At 67.9% G+C, this 17,855-nt stretch carries 10 protein-coding genes; 5 read left to right on the top strand and 5 right to left on the bottom strand.

The features are described from left to right. The first annotated feature begins 59 nt into the window (after positions 1-59). Complete coding sequence (gene purF / locus OJA40_RS12790) at positions 60-1,592, top strand: amidophosphoribosyltransferase (protein WP_263809053.1); 1,533 nt, start codon at positions 60-62, stop codon at positions 1,590-1,592. Between the two features lie 67 nt (positions 1,593-1,659). On the opposite strand, the gene OJA40_RS12785 is transcribed toward purF, so the two are convergent. Both OJA40_RS12785 and ggt read right to left on the bottom strand, forming a co-directional pair. Continuing rightward, a complete protein-coding gene (locus OJA40_RS12785; protein WP_208426786.1) occupies positions 1,660-2,100 on the bottom strand; it encodes a hypothetical protein in 441 nt (146 codons plus the stop codon). Between the two features lie 89 nt (positions 2,101-2,189). Then, a complete protein-coding gene (gene ggt / locus OJA40_RS12780; protein WP_263810833.1) occupies positions 2,190-3,983 on the bottom strand; it encodes a gamma-glutamyltransferase in 1,794 nt (597 codons plus the stop codon). Between the two features lie 331 nt (positions 3,984-4,314). On the opposite strand from ggt, the gene OJA40_RS12775 reads away from it, so the two are divergent. Then, positions 4,315-5,463, top strand: a complete 1,149-nt coding sequence (locus OJA40_RS12775) for a serine hydrolase domain-containing protein (protein ID WP_208426784.1) — start codon at positions 4,315-4,317, stop codon at positions 5,461-5,463. Here the strand turns inward: OJA40_RS12775 and OJA40_RS12770 are convergent. Further along, positions 5,412-8,492, bottom strand: a complete 3,081-nt coding sequence (locus tag OJA40_RS12770) for an AsmA family protein (RefSeq protein ID WP_208426783.1) — start codon at positions 8,490-8,492, stop codon at positions 5,412-5,414. The two genes, OJA40_RS12775 and OJA40_RS12770, sit on opposite strands and share 52 nt — an antisense overlap. Before the next feature lie 791 nt (positions 8,493-9,283). On the opposite strand from OJA40_RS12770, the gene OJA40_RS12765 reads away from it, so the two are divergent. From OJA40_RS12765 to OJA40_RS12755, 3 genes are all read left to right on the top strand, one after another. Beyond that, positions 9,284-10,456, top strand: a complete 1,173-nt coding sequence (locus tag OJA40_RS12765) for a hypothetical protein (protein ID WP_208426782.1) — start codon at positions 9,284-9,286, stop codon at positions 10,454-10,456. A gap of 131 nt (positions 10,457-10,587) precedes the next feature. Beyond that, positions 10,588-11,007, top strand: coding sequence for a hypothetical protein (locus OJA40_RS12760; RefSeq protein ID WP_208426781.1), 420 nt, complete (start codon positions 10,588-10,590; stop codon positions 11,005-11,007). Positions 11,008-11,057: 50 nt separating this feature from the next. After that, positions 11,058-12,962 carry a methyl-accepting chemotaxis protein gene (locus OJA40_RS12755; RefSeq protein WP_208426780.1) on the top strand — a complete coding sequence of 635 codons (1,905 nt, stop codon included), beginning with the start codon at positions 11,058-11,060 and terminating at the stop codon, positions 12,960-12,962. A gap of 144 nt (positions 12,963-13,106) precedes the next feature. Here the strand turns inward: OJA40_RS12755 and OJA40_RS12750 are convergent, their stop codons facing one another. Next, positions 13,107-14,222, bottom strand: coding sequence for a mechanosensitive ion channel family protein (locus OJA40_RS12750; RefSeq protein WP_208426779.1), 1,116 nt, complete (start codon positions 14,220-14,222; stop codon positions 13,107-13,109). A gap of 54 nt (positions 14,223-14,276) precedes the next feature. Continuing rightward, positions 14,277-17,837, bottom strand: coding sequence for a chromosome segregation protein SMC (gene smc, locus OJA40_RS12745; RefSeq protein WP_208426778.1), 3,561 nt, complete (start codon positions 17,835-17,837; stop codon positions 14,277-14,279). Positions 17,838-17,855: the final 18 nt, after the last annotated feature.

Raw genomic sequence — 17,855 nt, 5'->3', positions numbered from 1 at the left:
GAAAAACTTCTGCTCAGCGCCCGTCCCACCAGTCTGCGGCCCGCCCTCGCCGCTGCCCCATGAGCGACGCCGTTCAAGAGCACTGCGGCATCTTTGGCATCTTCAATCACCCCGAGGCCGCCCGGCACACCTACTACGGGCTGCACGCCCTGCAGCATCGGGGCCAGGAGGCCGCCGGCATCGTCACCTCCACCTACGACGAGCAGCAGGAGCAGCCCACGATGCCGGCCTACAAGGACTTCGGCCTCGTGCTGGACGTGTTCGACGACCCGGCCCTCTTCAACGAGCAGCTGCTGGGGGACGTGAGCATCGGGCACAACCGATACTCCACGAGTGGGGCGTCCTCGAACCGGGACAACATCCAGCCCCTGGTGGTGCACCACCGGAAGGGAAACCTCGCCCTGTCGCACAACGGCAACCTGTCGAACGCCAAGGAGCTCCGCGATAGCTTCCGCGAGCAAGGCACCCTCTTCCAGACCACCAGCGACAGCGAGCTCATCCTACACCTGACGGCACAGAGCCGCCGGCAGAACCACCTCGACCAGATTGTCGATGCCCTTATGCAAGTCGAGGGCGCCTACTCGCTGCTCCTGATGACGGACGAGCACATGATTGCCGTCCGCGACCCGAACGGGTTCCGGCCGCTTGCCCTGGGCCGCCTGGAGACGCCGGAGCGCCACGAGGGGCCGGCCTACTGCGTCGCCAGCGAGACGTGCGCCTTCGACATGATCGACGCGGAGTACGTGCGCGACATTGAGCCGGGCGAGATCCTGGTGATCGACCGCGAGGGGTGCGTGAGCGACGGTGACTTCGAGAGCCACGAGATCCCGACGAAGTACGGGGTCAGCCAGTGCGTCTTCGAGTACGTCTACTTCTCGCGCCCCGACTCGCAGATCTTTGGGGAGATGGTGGACAAGGTGCGGCGCCAGCTCGGCATCCAGCTGGCCCAGGAGGCGCCCATTCCCGAGGAGGCGGAGGACGACGAGAAGACCCCGATCGTGGTGCCGGTGCCGGACTCGGCCAACACCTCCACACTCGGGTTTGCGGAGGAGTGTCAGGACATGGGACGGCGCTGCCGGTTCGACCTCGGCCTCATCCGCAACCACTACGTGGGCCGCACCTTTATCGCCCCCGGCCAGGACCGCCGCGAGATGAAGGTGCGCTGCAAGTTCAACACGGTGCAGGGCCTGTTGGAGGACCGGACCGTCGTGGTGCTCGACGACTCGATCGTGCGGGGGACCACGGCGCGCTACCTCGTGAAGATGCTGCGCGACTCCGGCGCCAAGAGCGTTCACTTCCGGGTGTCGTCCCCACCGGTCATCAGCCCGTGCTTCTACGGCATGGACTTCCCGGATGCCGACGAGCTACTGGCCAACAAATTTGACAGCATCGAGGAGATGCGCGACTATCTCGGCGTCGACTCCCTGGCGTACCTGTCGGTGGGGGGGCTCATGAAGGCCGTGAAGCGGGCCAACCACAGCGGCCTCAGCTACTGCAACGCCTGCTTTACCGGCGACTACCCGGTGCCCGTCGACAAGGACATGAGCAAGGAGGAGTTCGATCGGCAAGCGCCGGCGCCTCGGACGCAGTAGGGCCCCAGCCGGCGACGTCCCAATCGTCGACCTTGTACCCAGGGCCACGACGATCGGGCGTCGGGCTTCATCCCGTCAATGCGGCGTCCCAGTTCGCTTTCCGTATCCCCAGGTACTGCCGCGCCGCCTCCAATGTCTGTACCACCTCGAATAGTTCTTCGGGGCGGCCGGCGCGGTGTTTATAGAGCGTGGGCGTGAGGTGCAGATTCACATCTTCCGTCCGGACAATGACGGACGCACTGCTGCTCGCTACCCGTCCCTCTGTCCGATAGGTCGAGAACCGTTCGAGGACACACTCCATGTCTTCCACCCCGATCACCACTTCCCGGACCGTTCGCAGGTCGTAGACCCAATCAAGGCCGGGCTCCATCCGCTCGTCCGACACGACCGCCTCCGCGCTGGCGAGAATGTCCTCCCCGGTCCAGGTCCCCCCATCGTTTCGGATAAGAAGAATGCCAATTTCGGGATAAAGATCATACGTATACGCCACATTGACGCTGCGGTCCATTCATCATCATACGCCGTCCCCGCTCGGCTTTTCGTAGCCGAACGACGGCAAAAAAACGCCTGCCATTCCGCGGCGTTCTGCACTGAGCATCAGAATCCCACCGCCGCCCCGTCGGCCCGCGGGTCCGATCCGCCGTAGAACACCCGCCCCTCATCGCCCGACTGTGTGACGCGGAGGCCCTGCGCGCGCCCCCATCGCGGGATGCCCCCGAAGACGCCCTCCGTTACCTCCCACCCGCGTGCCCGGAGGTTTCGGACCGCATCCCGCGAAAGCGCGAACTCCTCGTGGCTGAGGTGACGCGGCTTCCACTGGTGGTGGATGCGCCCGGCCGTGACGGCCTGCTCGATGTCCATCCCGTGGTCGATCACGTTCATGATGACCTGGAACGTGGTCGTGATGATGGTCGACCCGCCCGGCGCCCCGATCACCAGGGAAAGCTCGCCCTCCGGGGTTTCGACGATCGTGGGCGACATGGAGGACACCATGCGACGGTCCGGCGCCACGAGGTTGCGCTTCGTCCCCGAGAGGCCAAACTGGTTGGGAACGCCCGGCTTCAGCACGAAGTCGTTCATCTCGTTGTTCATGAAGAAGCCGGCCCCGTCGATCATCACCTTCGAGCCGTAGCCGCTGTTGAGCGTGGTCGTGACGCTCACGGCCATGCCGCTGCTGTCGGCGACCGAGTAGTGGCTCGTCTCCATCGACTCGCCCGCCAGCATGGGCTCCCCGGCCCGCACCGAGTCGGTGGGCGTGATGCGGCTGGAGTCGAAGGACGCCATCCGCTCGCGCATGTAGTCCTCCTGGATGAGTCCCTCCGTGGGCACTTCCACGTGGTCGGGATCCCCGAGCCACTTCGCCCGGTCGGCAAAGACGCGGCGCATCGCCTCCCCGATGTAGTGGGCGGTCGCGCTAGAGTTGAAGCCCATCTGGCCGATGTCTCGCATCTCGGCCGCGTTGAGGAGCTGGGCAATGGCGACGCCCCCGGAGGACGGCGGCCCCATCGAGTGCACCTCGTACCCCCGGTAGGTTGCCGTCACCGGATCCCGCTCCACCGCCTCGTACTCGGCCAGGTCCTCCGCGTCAATCAGCCCCCCGTTGGCCTGAAACTGCTCGGCGATGAGCGAGGCCGTTCGCCCGTCGTAGAACTCAGCCCTGCCCTTGTCCCGAATGCGCTTCAAGGTGCGGGCCAGGTCCGACTGCACGAACCGCTCGCCCGCCCGATACTCCGCCGATGCACGGCCCTTCGTGAAGTACGTCTTGGTCGCCGGAAACTCGGCGAACGCCTCGTAGCGGTCGTTCAGGTCCTCCGCCATTGTGTGCGGCAGCGGAAAGCCCTCCTCGGCGAGCCGAATGGCCGGGGCCATGACCGTCGCGCGGTCGAGCGTGCCGTGCTCGTCGAGGGCCGTCAGCAGGCCCGCCACGGTGCCGGGCACCCCCGAGGCCAGGTAGCCCCGCCGGCTGCGCTGGCGGACGGCGTTGCCGTCGTCGTCGAGGTACACGTCCTGCGTGGCCCCGCTGGGCGCGTCCTCGCGGTGATCGATGGTCGTCACCGACCCGTCAGGCATGCGAACGACCATAAACCCGCCGCCGCCCAGGTTGCCCGCGTAGGGGTGCACGACGGCCAGGGCGAAGCCCGTGGCCACGGCCGCGTCGACGGCGTTGCCGCCCTTCTTGAGCATCGACACCCCCGCTTGGGAGGCCCGCTTCTTCGCGGAGACGACCATTCCGTTCTCGGCGTACTCGGGGACCGGTGCGGGGCCGGCCGTTCCGGACGACGAGCCGGGGCGCGACGCGTTCGGGGCGGACGTCCAGGCCGGGAGGGCAAAGACGCCAACGACGAATAGAAGCGCGCAGCCGAGAATGCGAGCCGTCGGACGCATGGACATGGCACAAGGGGATGGACGAGGAAAACCGGGCATTTCGAAAGTAGGGGTTCCCTCCTCGAATGGCAACCCTCCCCCTCTCCATGAGGCGAACGATGGCGCTTTCACTTACGATCACCACGGAGGGGGCGGATGGCCTGCGTGATGGCGGCGACCGCCCGAGTGACGACGTGCCCCAGGGTCTCGCTGTTCACCGGCCCGCACTTGGCAGAGACGCGTTCGGGACGTTCAGAGTGGACGCCCATCGGATGGGGCGACTGTGGCAAATCCGAACACAATTTGGGCGTTAAAGTACGCACGGGCAGTTTGCCACGTTCTCAACTCGCTCGGCTCCATGTCCATCCGTCGTGCGGCGCCTCGGAGCGCGCCCTGCTGGCCCCTTGCGCTCTCGGTCCTGGGCAGCCTGCTCCTCTTGTCCCTGCTGACGGCCCCCGCGCACGCGCAGCCCGGCCCCACGACGGAAACGTGGCGGGCCCACCCGCCCGGGTCGTACGGGTTCGACAGTTTTGCGCTCGCCGCGGCCGTAGACCGGGCCGCCGACCTTGCCCCTCCGCTCACCAGCCTGCTCGTGGCCCGCAACACGACGACGGTGGCCGAGGTCTACTTCAACGGACACAATCCTGATCAGGGAGCCAACCTCAAGTCTGCCAGCAAGAGCGTGCTCAGTGCCCTCGCCGGGATTGCCCTCGCGGACGGCATCCTCGACGGCGTCGACGAGCCCATCGGCCCGTTTTTCCCACCCCTCCTCGCCGACGCCCCGCGCAAGCAGCGCATTACGGTCGATCACCTGCTCACGCAGCAGACGGGCCTACAATCGACGAGCTTCGGAAACTACGGCGCGTGGGTCTCGAGTCCCGACTGGGTGGCGGATGCATTGCGGCGCCCCCTGGTCGACCGGCCGGGGGGCGACATGATTTACAGCACCGGCACCACGCACATCCTAGGGGCCGTCCTCGCCGAGGCGAGCGGCCGGTCGCTCCGGGCCTTTGCGCAGGACCGCCTCTTCAACCCGCTCGGGGTGCGCATCCGCAGCTGGCAGCAATCCCCCACGGGCCGCTACTTCGGCGGCAACAACATGGCCCTCACGCCCCGAGCGATGCTGCGGTTCGGCCAGTTGTACCTGAACGGCGGGCGCTACCGGGGCCGGCAGGTGCTGCCGTCGGACTGGGTTGACCTGTCCTGGCGGACCTACGTGCGCTCCACCTACCGCGGCCACCAGTACGGATACCTCTGGTTCACGCACGAGCTTGGGGGCGAGCGTGTGGCGTTCGCCTGGGGCTACGGCGGGCAGTACGTCTTCGTGGTCCCCCGGCTCGACCTCGTCGTGGCCTGCACCTCATCGCTCCGGGATCGCCCCCGCGGCAGCGACGACCACAACGAGCAGATCCTACGCCTGCTGGCAGAGCACATCATCCCGGCCGCGCAGGGGCGTTACGGATCCCCCGGGTGGCCCCCGCTCCCCCGGCCTGTGTTCGGGTGGTAGCCCCTGCGGAAAGCGCGCTCGGGCGGGGCCCTACTCGCCCCCATCCCCCCAAACAGGTCTCGGAGGCGGTTGAGGCCCTCCTCCTTTGCCAGCGAGCGGATGGTCGACACGATGGCGTCCTTGTTTAGGACCTCCACGGACGGGTCGCGCATCGTGCCCCCCAGGCGGATCGTCACCGGCACAGCCTCGGCGTCGGCGTCTCCCTCCACGAGCGTGCTGAGGAGGGCCCCGAGCTGGCCGTCCCCCCCGCCCAAGCGCCCGGGCAGGCCCGACTTACTGAGGGTCGAGAGGGGCACCTGCAGCGTCATTTCGAGATCCACGCCGCCGCCCAGGCCCAGCGCGCCGTTCAACTGCCCGTTCACCCGCGGGCCCCCGAAATCCCACGTGTTCAGCCGGAACTGGCCGTCCTCGATGGCGAACGGGCCGCCAAGGCGGTTGACCTCTTTCACGGAGGCCACCGGCAGGTTCAGCGCGTCGACGAGGGCCTGGGCCGGCCCCACGTCGAGCGACAGGCCGCCATTGGCGACGAGCGACTGCCCAACGGCGGTGAAGGCCTCCGTCCGGGGCAAGAAGCCATCCGTGAGGGCGGTCTCCCCGTCGGCGTCAAGGGTCAACGTGCCGGTTACGAGGCGCCCCAGTGTCGTCCAGTCTTCAAGGACGGCCCCGGCCTGTGCGTCCCGCAGCTCGAAATCGTACGTGAGTGCCGATGCCGGCGCAGGGGTCGTCGCAGGGGGAACCCGTCCCGGGGCGGCCGCGGCGAGCCAGACCGAGTGGGGCGCCGGCCTCACCGAGGCGGACGTCGCCCCCCGCTGATCGAGCGTGAGCGAGCCGGCCAGGGTGCCCTCGTAGGTGGTCCCCGTCAGGTTCTGCACCCGCAGCCGCCGGTCGTCCATCTGCACGTCGAACGACAGGTCGTCGAAGCGTTGGGGGTCGTTCCGCAACGTGCCCACCTCAACGCGCCCCTCTACGGCGTACGCCGGCAGCTGAACGCCCCCGTACATCTCGTCGGCCACGGCCTCGGGCGACTGCCCATCCAGCGTCCCGCCCGACAGGTGCGCGGCGAAGAGCTGCGAGTAGGCCACGTCCGACGTGTCGGGCTCCGGATAGAGGGCCACGAGGTCGAGACGGTCGGCGGTGAGCGCAAAGGTTGCGGACAGCGTGGGGTCGGCCTCCGCCAGCCCCTCCGAAAGGGGAAACAGGTCCTGCACGGTGGCCCGTAGCGACGCGGCCTGCTCGCCCGACCGGACCGCAAACCGGTCCATCGAGAGGCCCGTGCCGGTCAGCTGCACGGTGGCGTCGGGTATCTCGACCGGATTCCGGAACGACGCGTAGGGCACCCGGACATTGGACAGGCGCACCGTCCCTCGGGGGCGGATCGCGTCGGGGGCGCCCGTCGGGCCCTCAAACTGCACGTCGTAGTCGGCCTGCCCCGCAATCGACCCCGCCGGGGCATCGGCCCCCGCGAGGGATGCGAGGCGGGGCAGGTCCGCCGTTCCGGCGAGCTGCCCTTTTATCTGCGGCCGACCAAACAGATCGCGCACACGGATTCTCCCCGAGACCGGGCGGCCCAGAAGCTGTCCGTTCAGGTCCTGCACCGAGGCCGCCGTGCCCGAAAACCCGAGCCCCGCCCGCAGGTCGCGGAGGAGCGCCTCCCCTTCGTAGTCCACGCCACCGCCCGCAAGCCGCCCGGACCCGTCAATGGCAAGTTGCCGCATCGACGCGGCGTCCGACGGCACCGGGCCCCGAGCCGTCACGTCGAGTCGAAGCGTCCCCTGCGGATTGTACGCACCGACCTCTTCCGGCGGGGCGAAGGCGGCGAGGTCCGCAAGGTTCATCGCGCCCGTCGTCAGTTGGAGCGCGATGCGCGGGTCCCTTCCCAGGTCGCGGACCGACAGGTCGCCGGCAAGCGAGGCGCCCAGCAGACGCCCGTCCACGGACCGCGCGGCCACCGAGTCGAGCGTGAGCGACAGGTCGGCGCTCAGGTCGCGGAGCAGGGCCGCGCCCTCGTAGTCCACGCCCGCCTCGGCCAGCTGCCCCGTGGCCGACAGGGCGAGGCCCTCCGTCGTGTCGGCCAGCGGCCCCGTCAGCGTGCCCTCGAGGGCGAGCGTGCCCTGCGGATTGACGCCCGCCACCGCCGCGGCCGGCGCAAACGCCGCGATCTCGGCGAGGTTGGTGCGCCCCGTTTCGAACGTGAGGTCGACGGCGGGCCGCCCGCCAAGTCCGGACAGGGCGCCTTCGGCGGAGAGCGTGAGCGGAGCCGTATCGAGCTGTAAGGAGCGGAGGTGGACCTGCCCGTCGGCTGGGGCCACACGGACGTCATAGGTCGCCCGGGCATCTTGCACCGCAAGGGTGTCGGGCCCCACGCTGGGCAGCAGCGCCCGCACGGACCGCAGGTCGACGGTCCCTTCGCTCCTGATGGCCGCCCCGTCTGCGCGCGCGCTCAGTTGCGCATCGAGGTCCAGCCGGAGGGCCTGACCGCTAGACCGGTCCGTGTAGTGCATCTGTGCCTCAGACACGCGAAAACTCGACACGGGGATGCCGGCGAGCGGCGACTCGTCGCCCGCCGCCGCAGTCGTGTCGGTCGCCCCCAGATCATCAAAGTTGGTCGCCCCGTCCTTGCCCACCTCGTAGCGCACCACCGGTGCCTCCAGGGCCACGGCCGTCGGCCGAATGTCCAGCAAAAGCAGGGGCCAGAGGGCCACGTCCACGGTCAACGCCCGGGCTTCCACGGCGGGCGCCGGCCCGTAGCCCTCGGCGTTGGCGAGGCGAAAGCCCGAGACACGCACGGCAGGGGCCGGCAGCACGCGCAGCCCGATCGCGTCGATGTGTACCTGTCGCCCCGTCGCCGCCTCCAGGGGCGGCACGACGTAGCCCTTCAGCTGCTCGGAGGGAAAGAGACGGGGCAAGAGAAGGGCCGCGCCGAGAACCAGAACGAGGAGTCCGCCGAGGAGTCCCCCACCCCACTTCAGCAGACGACGCGAGCGGCCCGGGTTGGAACGGGAGGCTTCGGCAGGGGCTTCGTCGGGCATGGCGACCGAGACAGAGCGTTGGACGGAGACGGAAGGGAAGTGCCAGAACTGTACAGACATTCTGTGAAACCTACGATCGAGGCGTCCGATCCATCGGCCTGGTCGCCCGGTGGTTTCCGGATTCCATTGCCCCCAGCGAATGGGCGCGTGGCGTGGACGTCTTCATCTCCTACGGCCCCGCCGCCCGTCGGACTTCCTCATTCTCCTCCGAAAGGCGCATCCGACGTAGCGTGCCGGCGTCGCCCCCCACCCCGCCACGGAAGCGTACGCTCAGGCTGCCCGGGCATGCCTCACGGGGATCCGTCTGGCAAGCGGCCCGCCCCGATGCTCGTCGGAGGCAGTCCGACTCGTCGGGCCCCGAGAGGGGCCGGCGGTTCTCCGTCCGGGACAGCCCCCAGTCACTTCTCACGGACAGGCCCCACGGAAAACGGATTTGCCAACAGATTGCACCCAGGGTGGACGCTGGCCCTCGTGTCCGCCACCATCGGCAGTCGACGGCAGGCCTCCTCCCGTCCTCCGCACCACGAGTGGCGAAGCACGGGAAAGCCATTCGTAGCAAAAAAGATGGAGGGAGCGGAGCCTCGGGCCGATCCCCACTCACCTTTATATGGACGTACCAAAAAGACAGGAACTTTCTTTTGTTTTGATATATTAAACTTGGTCGTATTTTTTACATGAACTTTTTGTAACACGAGAGTTCCGAATTAAAGACGGCAGCCGCCTGCCGATAAGTGAGATAGTACTCTGGCATATTCGTCTCTTATTTTTCCCAGCAAGATCAGGAAGGTATCATGTCAAGCGGTAGGATTTCTCTTCTGTACGTGGGCCTCGTCGCATTCGCACTGACGTTCGCCTTTGCCCCAAATCCGGCACACGGGCAGTCCGACGACCTCAACATCTACGGGTTCTTTCAGGCTCAAGGTAGATACGTCGCGGAAGAAGACGCCAGTGGCGATAGCGGGTACAGCTCATTCCGCCTTCCCCAGCTCAACCTGTTCTTCGCGAGAGATTTTGGGGACGACTTCGGGGCGTTCGTCAGCGCCGAGTTTCTCAACAGTTACAACTCCGGCGAGGACTTCGGCATCGCCCGTCTCGGGGAGGGATGGGTCCGGTACGAATACGGCCAATCGCTGAAGATAAAAGGAGGGCTTCTTATCCCGAAGTTCAACAACTTAAATGAGATCAAGAATCGGACGCCCCTGCTTCCGTACATTACCCGGCCGTACGTCTACGAGCAGTCCTACAAAAACCTGATTGGAAATGGGGATTATGTGCCCCAGCGGGCCTACGGCCAGGTCTACGGCACGCTGCCCGTTGGGGAGGTCGAGTTCGACTACGCCGCCTACGTGGGAAACAGCGACCCCGGATTCATGACCTCCGGGGATGCAAGCTATCCCGTATCCGGGACCGACACGACCTATTCGAAGCTCTTCGGGGGACGGGTCGGTGTTCAGTACCAGGGCGTAAAGGCCGGGGTCTCGGGCACCATTGACGAGGCCAACATGCGCGAGGTGAACCTGTCCATCGCACAGACCACCGTGCCCGCGGGCCTGGGAGATGTGGACCGGTACCGCATTGGGGCCGACCTGTCCTTCGACGTCAACGACTTTTTCGTCGAAAGCGAAATCATCTCGGTCATGTATAGCTTGAGCGACGAGCAAGAGGCCCAGTGGGACGGGCTCCGACAGCAGCCCGCCCTCAGCGGCGTCCTCGGGGAGAACCTCGACCAGCTCTTCTACTACGGCGTGGTCGGGTACCAGGTCACCAATAACTTTGACGTCCACGTCCTCTACAACGCCGTCGAAGAGAACCGATCAAACGTCGATCTGGCTTCCTTCGGGGGAGGCGTCTCGTACCGCCCCGTTTTCCCCGTGCGCTTGAAGGCGGGCTATCGACGCTCCACAATTCGGGACGGCGATTACACCGGCAACTTCTTCAGCCTCGCCGCCAGCGTTACCTTCTAGGCAGACGTTGCTCGGCGGCGCACAGTCCCGATCCGGCAGTGCGTCCGTTGCCAATTCGAGGATGCGTCGAGACGCGTGTCTCGCCTCCACCGTCCACCATTTCCCTTCCCCCACATCCAACCGAGGAATTTATGAGACGACTACTGTTCCTACTCGCCGCCCTGCTGTTCTTGAGCACGGCCGGCGTCAGCCACGCCCAGGTCGCCGTCATCGCCCACCAGGACGCCTCGGTCGACGAGGCCAACGCCGAGACCCTCAAAGCCATTTATCTCCTTGAGCAGAGCAAATGGGACGACGGGTCGGAGATTGTGCGCTTCGACCTCAACTCCGAGGGCAGCACCAAAACAGCCTTTTACGACCACATCGGCCAGTCGGTAAGCGACGTCAAGAAGGTGTGGCTGCGGAAGAAGCTGTCGGGGGAGGCCCAACCCCCCGAGAAGGTTTCGTCCGATCAGATGATCGATAAGGTCAGCAGCACCTCGGCGGCAATCGGGTACGTACCGGCGGACGCGGTGACGGATGCCGTCAAGGTCATCGCCACCATTGAGTAGCCCCTCCGCCCGCCCATACGCTTTTTTGACGCAGCAGAGTCTTTCAGGTTATGATCGACCGATTGAGCGAATCCCTTCGGGCCAAGTTAATTGTTGGGTTTGCCGTTCCGTTCGTCGTTCTGGTGTTGTTCGTATCGATCTACTATCCGCTCAATCAGCGGTCGGATAGTCTGGATGCGGCCCGCAATCAGGTCAACGAGCTCAGCGAGATGATCGCCCTGTCGGTCGGCACCGGCCTGGCCGACTCGAACTACGACCTGGTCAAGAAGACCTTCGACTGGGCCACCAACGACTCGAAGGTGCGGTACGTCGCGATTCTCGACAAGGACGACGCGATCCTGTTCGACCACAACCCCGACGAGCTCCAGGTCGATACGGGGGCGCTGCTTCAGGCCGGCTCGACGGTCCGTCAGGGGGGGCTGCTGCGCACCTCCCACCCGATCGAGTACGACGGGGAGCGGTACGGGAACGTGGTGCTGGCGTACTCCCTGGAGGAGGCCATGTCGGAGATCTGGTCGGAGACGATGCTGACGGTCTTCATCAATCTCCTGATTCTGGGCATGGGCATCGGGGCCGTCCTCTGGCTGTCCGGTCGCATCGCCGGCCGCATTCGGCGCGTCCGGGACGGGGCCCAGGCCGTCAGCGACGGAAACCTGGACGTGGAGGTCCCGGTCCGGGCCGACGACGAGATTGGGGAGCTGGCCGGCGGATTCAACGAGATGATCCGCGACATCCGCACCACCCAGGAGGCGCTCGAAGACGAGAAGGCCTCCGTCGAGCGCCGCGTGGAGGAGGCCGTCCGGGAGTCCGAACAGCAGAAGGAGCGCCTGCAGGAGAGCGTCGACACGATGCTGGAGGCGATCGGCCGCTTTGCCGACGGGGACCTGACGGTTCGCCTCCCGACCGGCCGGGACGGGGCGATCGGGCGCCTCTTTGAGGGCTTCAACGAGGCGGTCGCCGGCCTTCGCTCCATCGTCGAGCGGGTCCGGGAGGCGGCCGGCTCGACCGCCTCGGCGACCGAGCAGATCAGTGCCTCCTCCGAGCAGATGGCCGCCAGCGCCGAGGAGCAGTCCGCCCAGGCCGAGGAGGTGGCCGCCGCCGTCGAGCAGCTGAACCAGACGATCAACGGAAACGCCCGTAGCGTGCAGAAGACCGCGGAGGTTGCCCAGGCCGGTGGCGAGACCGCCCGTCAGGGGGGAGAGACGGTCCGCGAGGCCACCAGCCAGATGGAAGGCATCGCGTCCGCCATCGAGAACACAACCGAGACCATCGAGCGGCTCGGCACCTACGGGGACGAGATTGGCCAGGTGGTCGATCGCATCGACGAGATTGCCGATCAGACCAACCTCTTGGCCCTCAACGCGGCGATCGAGGCCGCCCGGGCCGGGGAAGAAGGCAAGGGCTTTGCCGTCGTCGCCGAGGAGGTGCGGGAGCTGGCGGAGGAGGCCGACGCGGCGACCGACGAGATCGCAGGCATGATGGACGAGGTGCGTGAGGAGATCGACGGCGCGGTCGGCACCGCGCGCCAGAGCAGCCAGCGGGCGGAGAAGGGGCTTGAGTTGGCCGGGGAGGCCGGAGCGGCCATCGAAGAGATTGTGACGGCCATTTCGGAGGTCGAGGAGCGGGCCGAGGAGATTGCGGCGGCCTCCGAGCAGCAGTCCACCACCAGCGAGGAGATCGCCCGAAGCGTCCAGTCGATCTCGACGGCGGCGCAGGAGTCGGCCGCAGGGGTCACCCAGGTGTCCGACACCGCCGGCCGGCTGGAGCGGCTCAGTACCGAGCTGGAGGAGACGGTCCAACAGTTCAACATCGAGCGTCCGGACGGCGAGGGGCGGACCCCGACGACGCAGCCGGCCGGGCAGCCGCCCTCTGCCACTGACGTTAGTGGGGACGGGTCGGCACTGGACGAGCACAGCTTTGGGGACGGCTCGCCGTCCGGCTCCTCCTCAGCGTGAGGGGGGATCAGCGGGCCCAATCGGGCCGCGGGCAAGGGCATCCCCGTGCGGCGCCAGCGGAGCAAATCAGGCTTCGGGCGACGAAGTGGAGCACGCCCCCGAATCGTCGGCCCGTTTTGATCGGCCCGTTTTGATGAGGCCAACCTATGCATCTCCGCCCCTGGCCGGGCGTTCGCCCTCCCCCGGCCCATCGAGCCGCGTGCGCAGCGCCGGCAGGGCGTCGGGATGGTGCTCGCGGATGTAGGCCACGAGCCGCTCGCGGATCTCGCAGCGCAGGCTCCACAGCGTGGACGCGTCCTTGGCGCTTGCGGTGGCCCGCAGCGTGACGGTGCGCTCGGAGGCGTCGGTCATCTGCAGCCCCACCACGTCCCCGTCCCAGTGCGTCGACGCCTCCACGATGCGCTGGAGCTCCTCGCGCAGCTCCTCGACCGGCACCGTGTAGTCGAGGTACAAAAAAACCGTCCCGATGAGGTCCGCCGAGGTGCGAGTCCAATTCTGAAAGGGCTGCTCCAAAAAGTGCGTGATGGGCAGCACAATGCGCCGCCGGTCCCACACACGCACCACGACGTAGGTCAGCGTGATTTCTTCGATCCACCCAAACTCGCCCTCCACGATGACCACGTCCTCGACCCGGATGGGCTGGGTGAGGGCAATCTGGATGCCGGCAATGAGGTCGCCGAGCGTGCGCTGGGCCGCAACGCCGACGACGATGCCCACGATGCCCGCCGACGCCAGGATGCCAGTGCCCAGTTCCCGGAGGGGATCGTACTGCATGAGCACGATGCCGCCCGCAATGGCCACGATGGCCGTCGCGGCGATCCGGCGGAGGATGCGCGTCTGCGTGATGATCTTGCGGGCCTCCAGGTTGTCCGGCACGTCCGTTGTGTACCGCTCCGAGACCGCCTCCTCCACGGCGTACAGCACTGCGATTAACGCCCAGGCCACCCCCACGACGAACAGGCCCTGCAGCCCGTTGTCGAGCACCGCCTGGGCCGTGTCGGAGAAGGACGCGCGGACGGCAGGAAGCGCCAGGTAGACGCACGCCACGGGCGCCAGCATGCGAAGCGGCCCGCGGGTCCGTCGGAGGAGCGCCCCGCGCAGGGGAAGCGCCCCCTCCAGCCCCCGCGTGAGGGCCCGGAGGCCGCGGTGCACCGCGCCGTAGACGAGCAGCCCCAGCACGGCGGCCCCCGCAAGGATCAGCAGGGCGTCGAGACCGGTGCGGCGCAACACATTCAGCGCCTCCGTAAGCAACGCATCCATTCGACTCGGGCCTGTGGCATTCCAGCGTGCACGACGCGCCCCAGTGTCCCCGCCCTACCCGGTCAGCTCCGCGGCCTCGTCGAACTCCACCCCCACGAGCGTCGACACGCCCTGCTCCTCCATCGTCACCCCGTACATGCGGTCCGAGAGGTCCATCGTGCGCTGGTTGTGGGTCACGAGCACGAACTGGGTGTCGTCCTCGAAGCGACGGACGAGGTTCATGAACCGCTCCACGTTGGCGTCGTCGAGCGGCGCGTCCACCTCGTCGAGGACGCAGAAGGGACTCGGCTTTACCAGGTAGATGGAGAAGAGCAGCGCGGTGGCCGTGAGGGCCTTCTCGCCGCTGGACAGCTGGTCGAGCGTAACGGGCCGCTTGCCCCGCGGCTTGGCCACGATCTCGATCGCCGAGTCGATGGGGTCGTCCGGGTCCTCAAGCTGCAACTCCGCGGAAGCCCCCTCCCCGAACAGCTCGGTAAAGATGGTGCCGAAGCTCTCCTTGATCTCGTCAAAGGTCTCCATGAAGCGCTCCGAGGCCTTCGTGTTGATCTCCTGGATGGTGTCGAGGAGCGTGTCCTCCGCCTCCTCCAGGTCCGTCTTCTGCTCCCGCAGAAAGTCGAGGCGCTCCTTTTCTTCCTCGTACTCCTCAAGCGCGAGGGGATTCACGTCGCCCAGGGCGTTGATCGTGCCGCGCAGGCTCTTGACCTCGGACTGCGCCTCGCTCTCGTCGAACGTCTCGGGCACCGACACCGGGTCGTCCGCCAGGTCCCGGTCGAAGTCCGCCGCCATGCTGTCGAGCAGGTCCTGGGTGCGGGTCTCCACCTTCGTCAGGGCCACGGCCGCCTCGTTTTTCTGCTCCAGGGCCGTCTCGCGCTCCTGCCGGATCGACCGAAGGCGAGACTCCACGTCCTCGATCTCTGCCTTCGTCTCCTGGAGGGCCGCTTCGGCCGCCTCCACGGACTCGTCCCGGTCCTCGCGCTCCTCGCGGAGGGCCTCGATCTGTTCGTCCAGGGCCGCCTGCTCGTCGAGGGCCGCCTCGATGGTGGCCTCTAGATCCTCAAGGGCGGCCGTGCGCTCGCCGGTCTGTCGGTCGATCTCGTCGATCTGGTCGCGGGTCCGTTCCAGGTCCTGCTCCAGGTTGTCCACCCGGTTCCGGGCCTCCACGGCCGCCACCTGTGCCTCGCTGAAGGCGTCGACGGCCGCCCGCTCGCGCTCCTCCGCCTCGGCGAGGGCCTCCTCCCCCTCCGCGCGCTCCTGGCGCCGGCGCTGCATCTCTTCCTCGGCAGCCTCCACCGCCTCCCGCAGCTCGTGGACGCGGTCCTCGTGCTCGGTGAGCTCCTCTTCAATCTCGTCGAGGCGCTCCTGCAGCTCGGCGCGCCGCTCCTCGGTCGACGTTCGCTCGTAGCGGAGCCGCTCCAGGCGCTGCTCGGCGTCGGCGAGGGTCGCCTCGGCCTCCTGCACCGCAGACTCGTGGCCCGCGAGGTCGATCTCGTTGAGGGCGGCCTCCGCCTCCGCCACGTCTTCGTCCTGCTCCTCGCAGGCCGCTTGCAGGTCGCCCAGTTGCTCGCGGGCGCGGGCCAACTGCTCGCGGCGCCCAAGGCGACTCGCGGCCGGCGACACGTCCTCCTGCCGGCTCCCCCCGCGAAGGACACCGGTCGAGTCGACCCACTCGCCCGTGCGGGCAAACACCCGCACCGACCGGGCCGCGTCCTGCGTCTGTTCGGCGAGGGCCTCCGCCTCGTCGAGGGTGTCGACGAGGAAGCAATCACGCAGCAGCATGTCGGCCAACGGCGCGTACGCCGGGCCCGTCGTGCGCACGGCATCTCGGAGGGGCACCGCGCCCTCGGGCGCCGACGGGGACGGCGGCGCGTCGGGAAGGCGGTCGAGCACGAGGAACGAGGTCTGCCCCTTCTCGGCCTCCCGCAGCCGGGCCACGGCGGCCCGCGCCTCCTCCACGGTGGGCACAACCACGCAGGACGCGAGGGCGCCCAGGGCCGCGTCGAGCGCCACGCGGACGTCGTCGTCGCACCCGAGCACGTCGGCCACGGTGTAGAGGTCGTCGAACAGCGCCTCGGCGGCCAGGAACTGCACGGCGTCCGAAACCTCGTCGTAGCTGCCGACGAGGCCCTCGAGGAGTTCGACCTCCGCCTCGGCGGCGTCCCGGCGGCGTTTCAGCTCCCGAAGCTCGTCCTGCGCCGCTTCCAGGGCGGCCCGCCGCTCGTCCCGCTCCGTGGCGGCCTCCGCTCGGGCCGAGCGGGCCTCGTCGAGCGCCTCCTGGGCGGCGGCGCGGTTCGCCTCCGCCTCCTCGAGGCGCGCGTCAAGCCCGTCGATGGTCTCCGCCAGGTCGTCGTACTGGGTGCGGGCACGCGTTCGCTCGTCCTCCAGAAGCTCCTGCCGGTTTGTGCGCTGGTCGAGCGCCCGGCGCTGCTCGGCGTGCTCGGCCTCCGCCGCCTCGGCGGCCTCGCGGCGCTCCCGAACGTCTTCACGGCGGTCGGTTGCGGCCGCCTTCGCCGCGTCCCGCTCCTCGCGGGCATCGCCCAGGGCGGCCTCGGCGTCGTCGAGGGCGGGACGGGCCTGCTCCAGGGCGCTCTCCAGGCGCTCCACCTCGTCGGTCAGAGCCCTACGCCGCTCGCGGGCCTCCTCCTGGGCCTGTTGCGCCTCGTCGCGGTCGCTGCGGGCCCGGGTGAGACGCTCCCGCTGCAGCCGCTGCTCCGCCTCCACCTCGCGGACGCGCGCCCGGTGCTCCTGGAGCGCCTCCCGACGCTCCTGGAGGGTGGCCTCCCGAGTCGCGAGCGTCTCCCGCAGCTCCTGAAGGCGGGCCTCGGTCGCCTCCTCGTCCTCGGCCCGCGCCGCGGCCCGCTCGGCGTGCTCCGTCTCCTTCCGCTGGAGCGCGTCCCGGCGCTCCGTGAGCCGGTTGAACTCCACCTGCGCGAGCAGCAGCTCCAGGCGCCGCAGCTCCGCCTCCGCCTCCTGGTGCCGCTGCGCCGTCTCGGCCTGCCGCTCCAGGCGCTCCACCTGTGTGCTCACCTCGTCGGTCAGGTCGCGGATGCGCTCCAGGTCCGACTGCGTGCCCTCGAGCTTGCGGAGGGCCTGGCGCCGGCGCATCTTGTAGCGTGTGATGCCGGCCGCCTCCTCGAACATGCGCCGGCGGTCCTCGGTGGAGCCGGACACCAGTTCGTCGACCATCTTCAGCTCGATCACCGAGTAGGCGTCCGCCGCCATTCCGGTGTCCATGAACAGGTCGGTGATGTCCTTGAGGCGGCACGTGGTCCCGTTCATCAGGTACTCGGACGTGCCGTCGCGGAAGAGACGGCGGCCGATCGTGACCTCGGCGTACTCCGTGGGCAGCACCCCGTCGGTGTTTTCGATCGTCAGCTCCACCTCCGCCATGCCGAGCGGGCGCCGGTCGGCCGTGCCGTTAAAGATGAGGTTTTCCATCTTCTCCGACCGGAGCACGGTGGGGCGCTGCTCGCCGATGACCCAGCGGATGGCGTCGACGATGTTCGACTTGCCGCACCCGTTCGGCCCGACGATGGTGGTCACGCCGGGGTCGAACGTAAGCGTGGTCTCATCCGCAAAGCTTTTGAAGCCCTGCAGTTCGAGTTTGCTGAGGTACATGTGCCCGGGAGGTCGTCG

This window comes from Salinibacter pepae, from assembly GCF_947077775.1.
Taxonomy (GTDB): Bacteria; Bacteroidota; Rhodothermia; order Rhodothermales; family Salinibacteraceae; genus Salinibacter; species Salinibacter pepae.
This window is presented reverse-complemented; position numbering and strand designations above follow the sequence as displayed.

Coding starts and splice junctions, on each gene's coding strand:
- OJA40_RS12750 (WP_208426779.1), bottom strand. CDS start 14,222: ATGGATGCGTTGCTTACGGAGGCGCTGAATGTGTTGCGCCGCACCGGT.
- purF (WP_263809053.1), top strand. CDS start 60: ATGAGCGACGCCGTTCAAGAGCACTGCGGCATCTTTGGCATCTTCAAT.
- OJA40_RS12760 (WP_208426781.1), top strand. CDS start 10,588: ATGAGACGACTACTGTTCCTACTCGCCGCCCTGCTGTTCTTGAGCACG.
- OJA40_RS12755 (WP_208426780.1), top strand. CDS start 11,058: ATGATCGACCGATTGAGCGAATCCCTTCGGGCCAAGTTAATTGTTGGG.
- OJA40_RS12785 (WP_208426786.1), bottom strand. CDS start 2,100: ATGGACCGCAGCGTCAATGTGGCGTATACGTATGATCTTTATCCCGAA.
- OJA40_RS12775 (WP_208426784.1), top strand. CDS start 4,315: ATGTCCATCCGTCGTGCGGCGCCTCGGAGCGCGCCCTGCTGGCCCCTT.
- smc (WP_208426778.1), bottom strand. CDS start 17,837: ATGTACCTCAGCAAACTCGAACTGCAGGGCTTCAAAAGCTTTGCGGAT.
- OJA40_RS12765 (WP_208426782.1), top strand. CDS start 9,284: ATGTCAAGCGGTAGGATTTCTCTTCTGTACGTGGGCCTCGTCGCATTC.
- ggt (WP_263810833.1), bottom strand. CDS start 3,983: ATGTCCATGCGTCCGACGGCTCGCATTCTCGGCTGCGCGCTTCTATTC.
- OJA40_RS12770 (WP_208426783.1), bottom strand. CDS start 8,492: ATGCCCGACGAAGCCCCTGCCGAAGCCTCCCGTTCCAACCCGGGCCGC.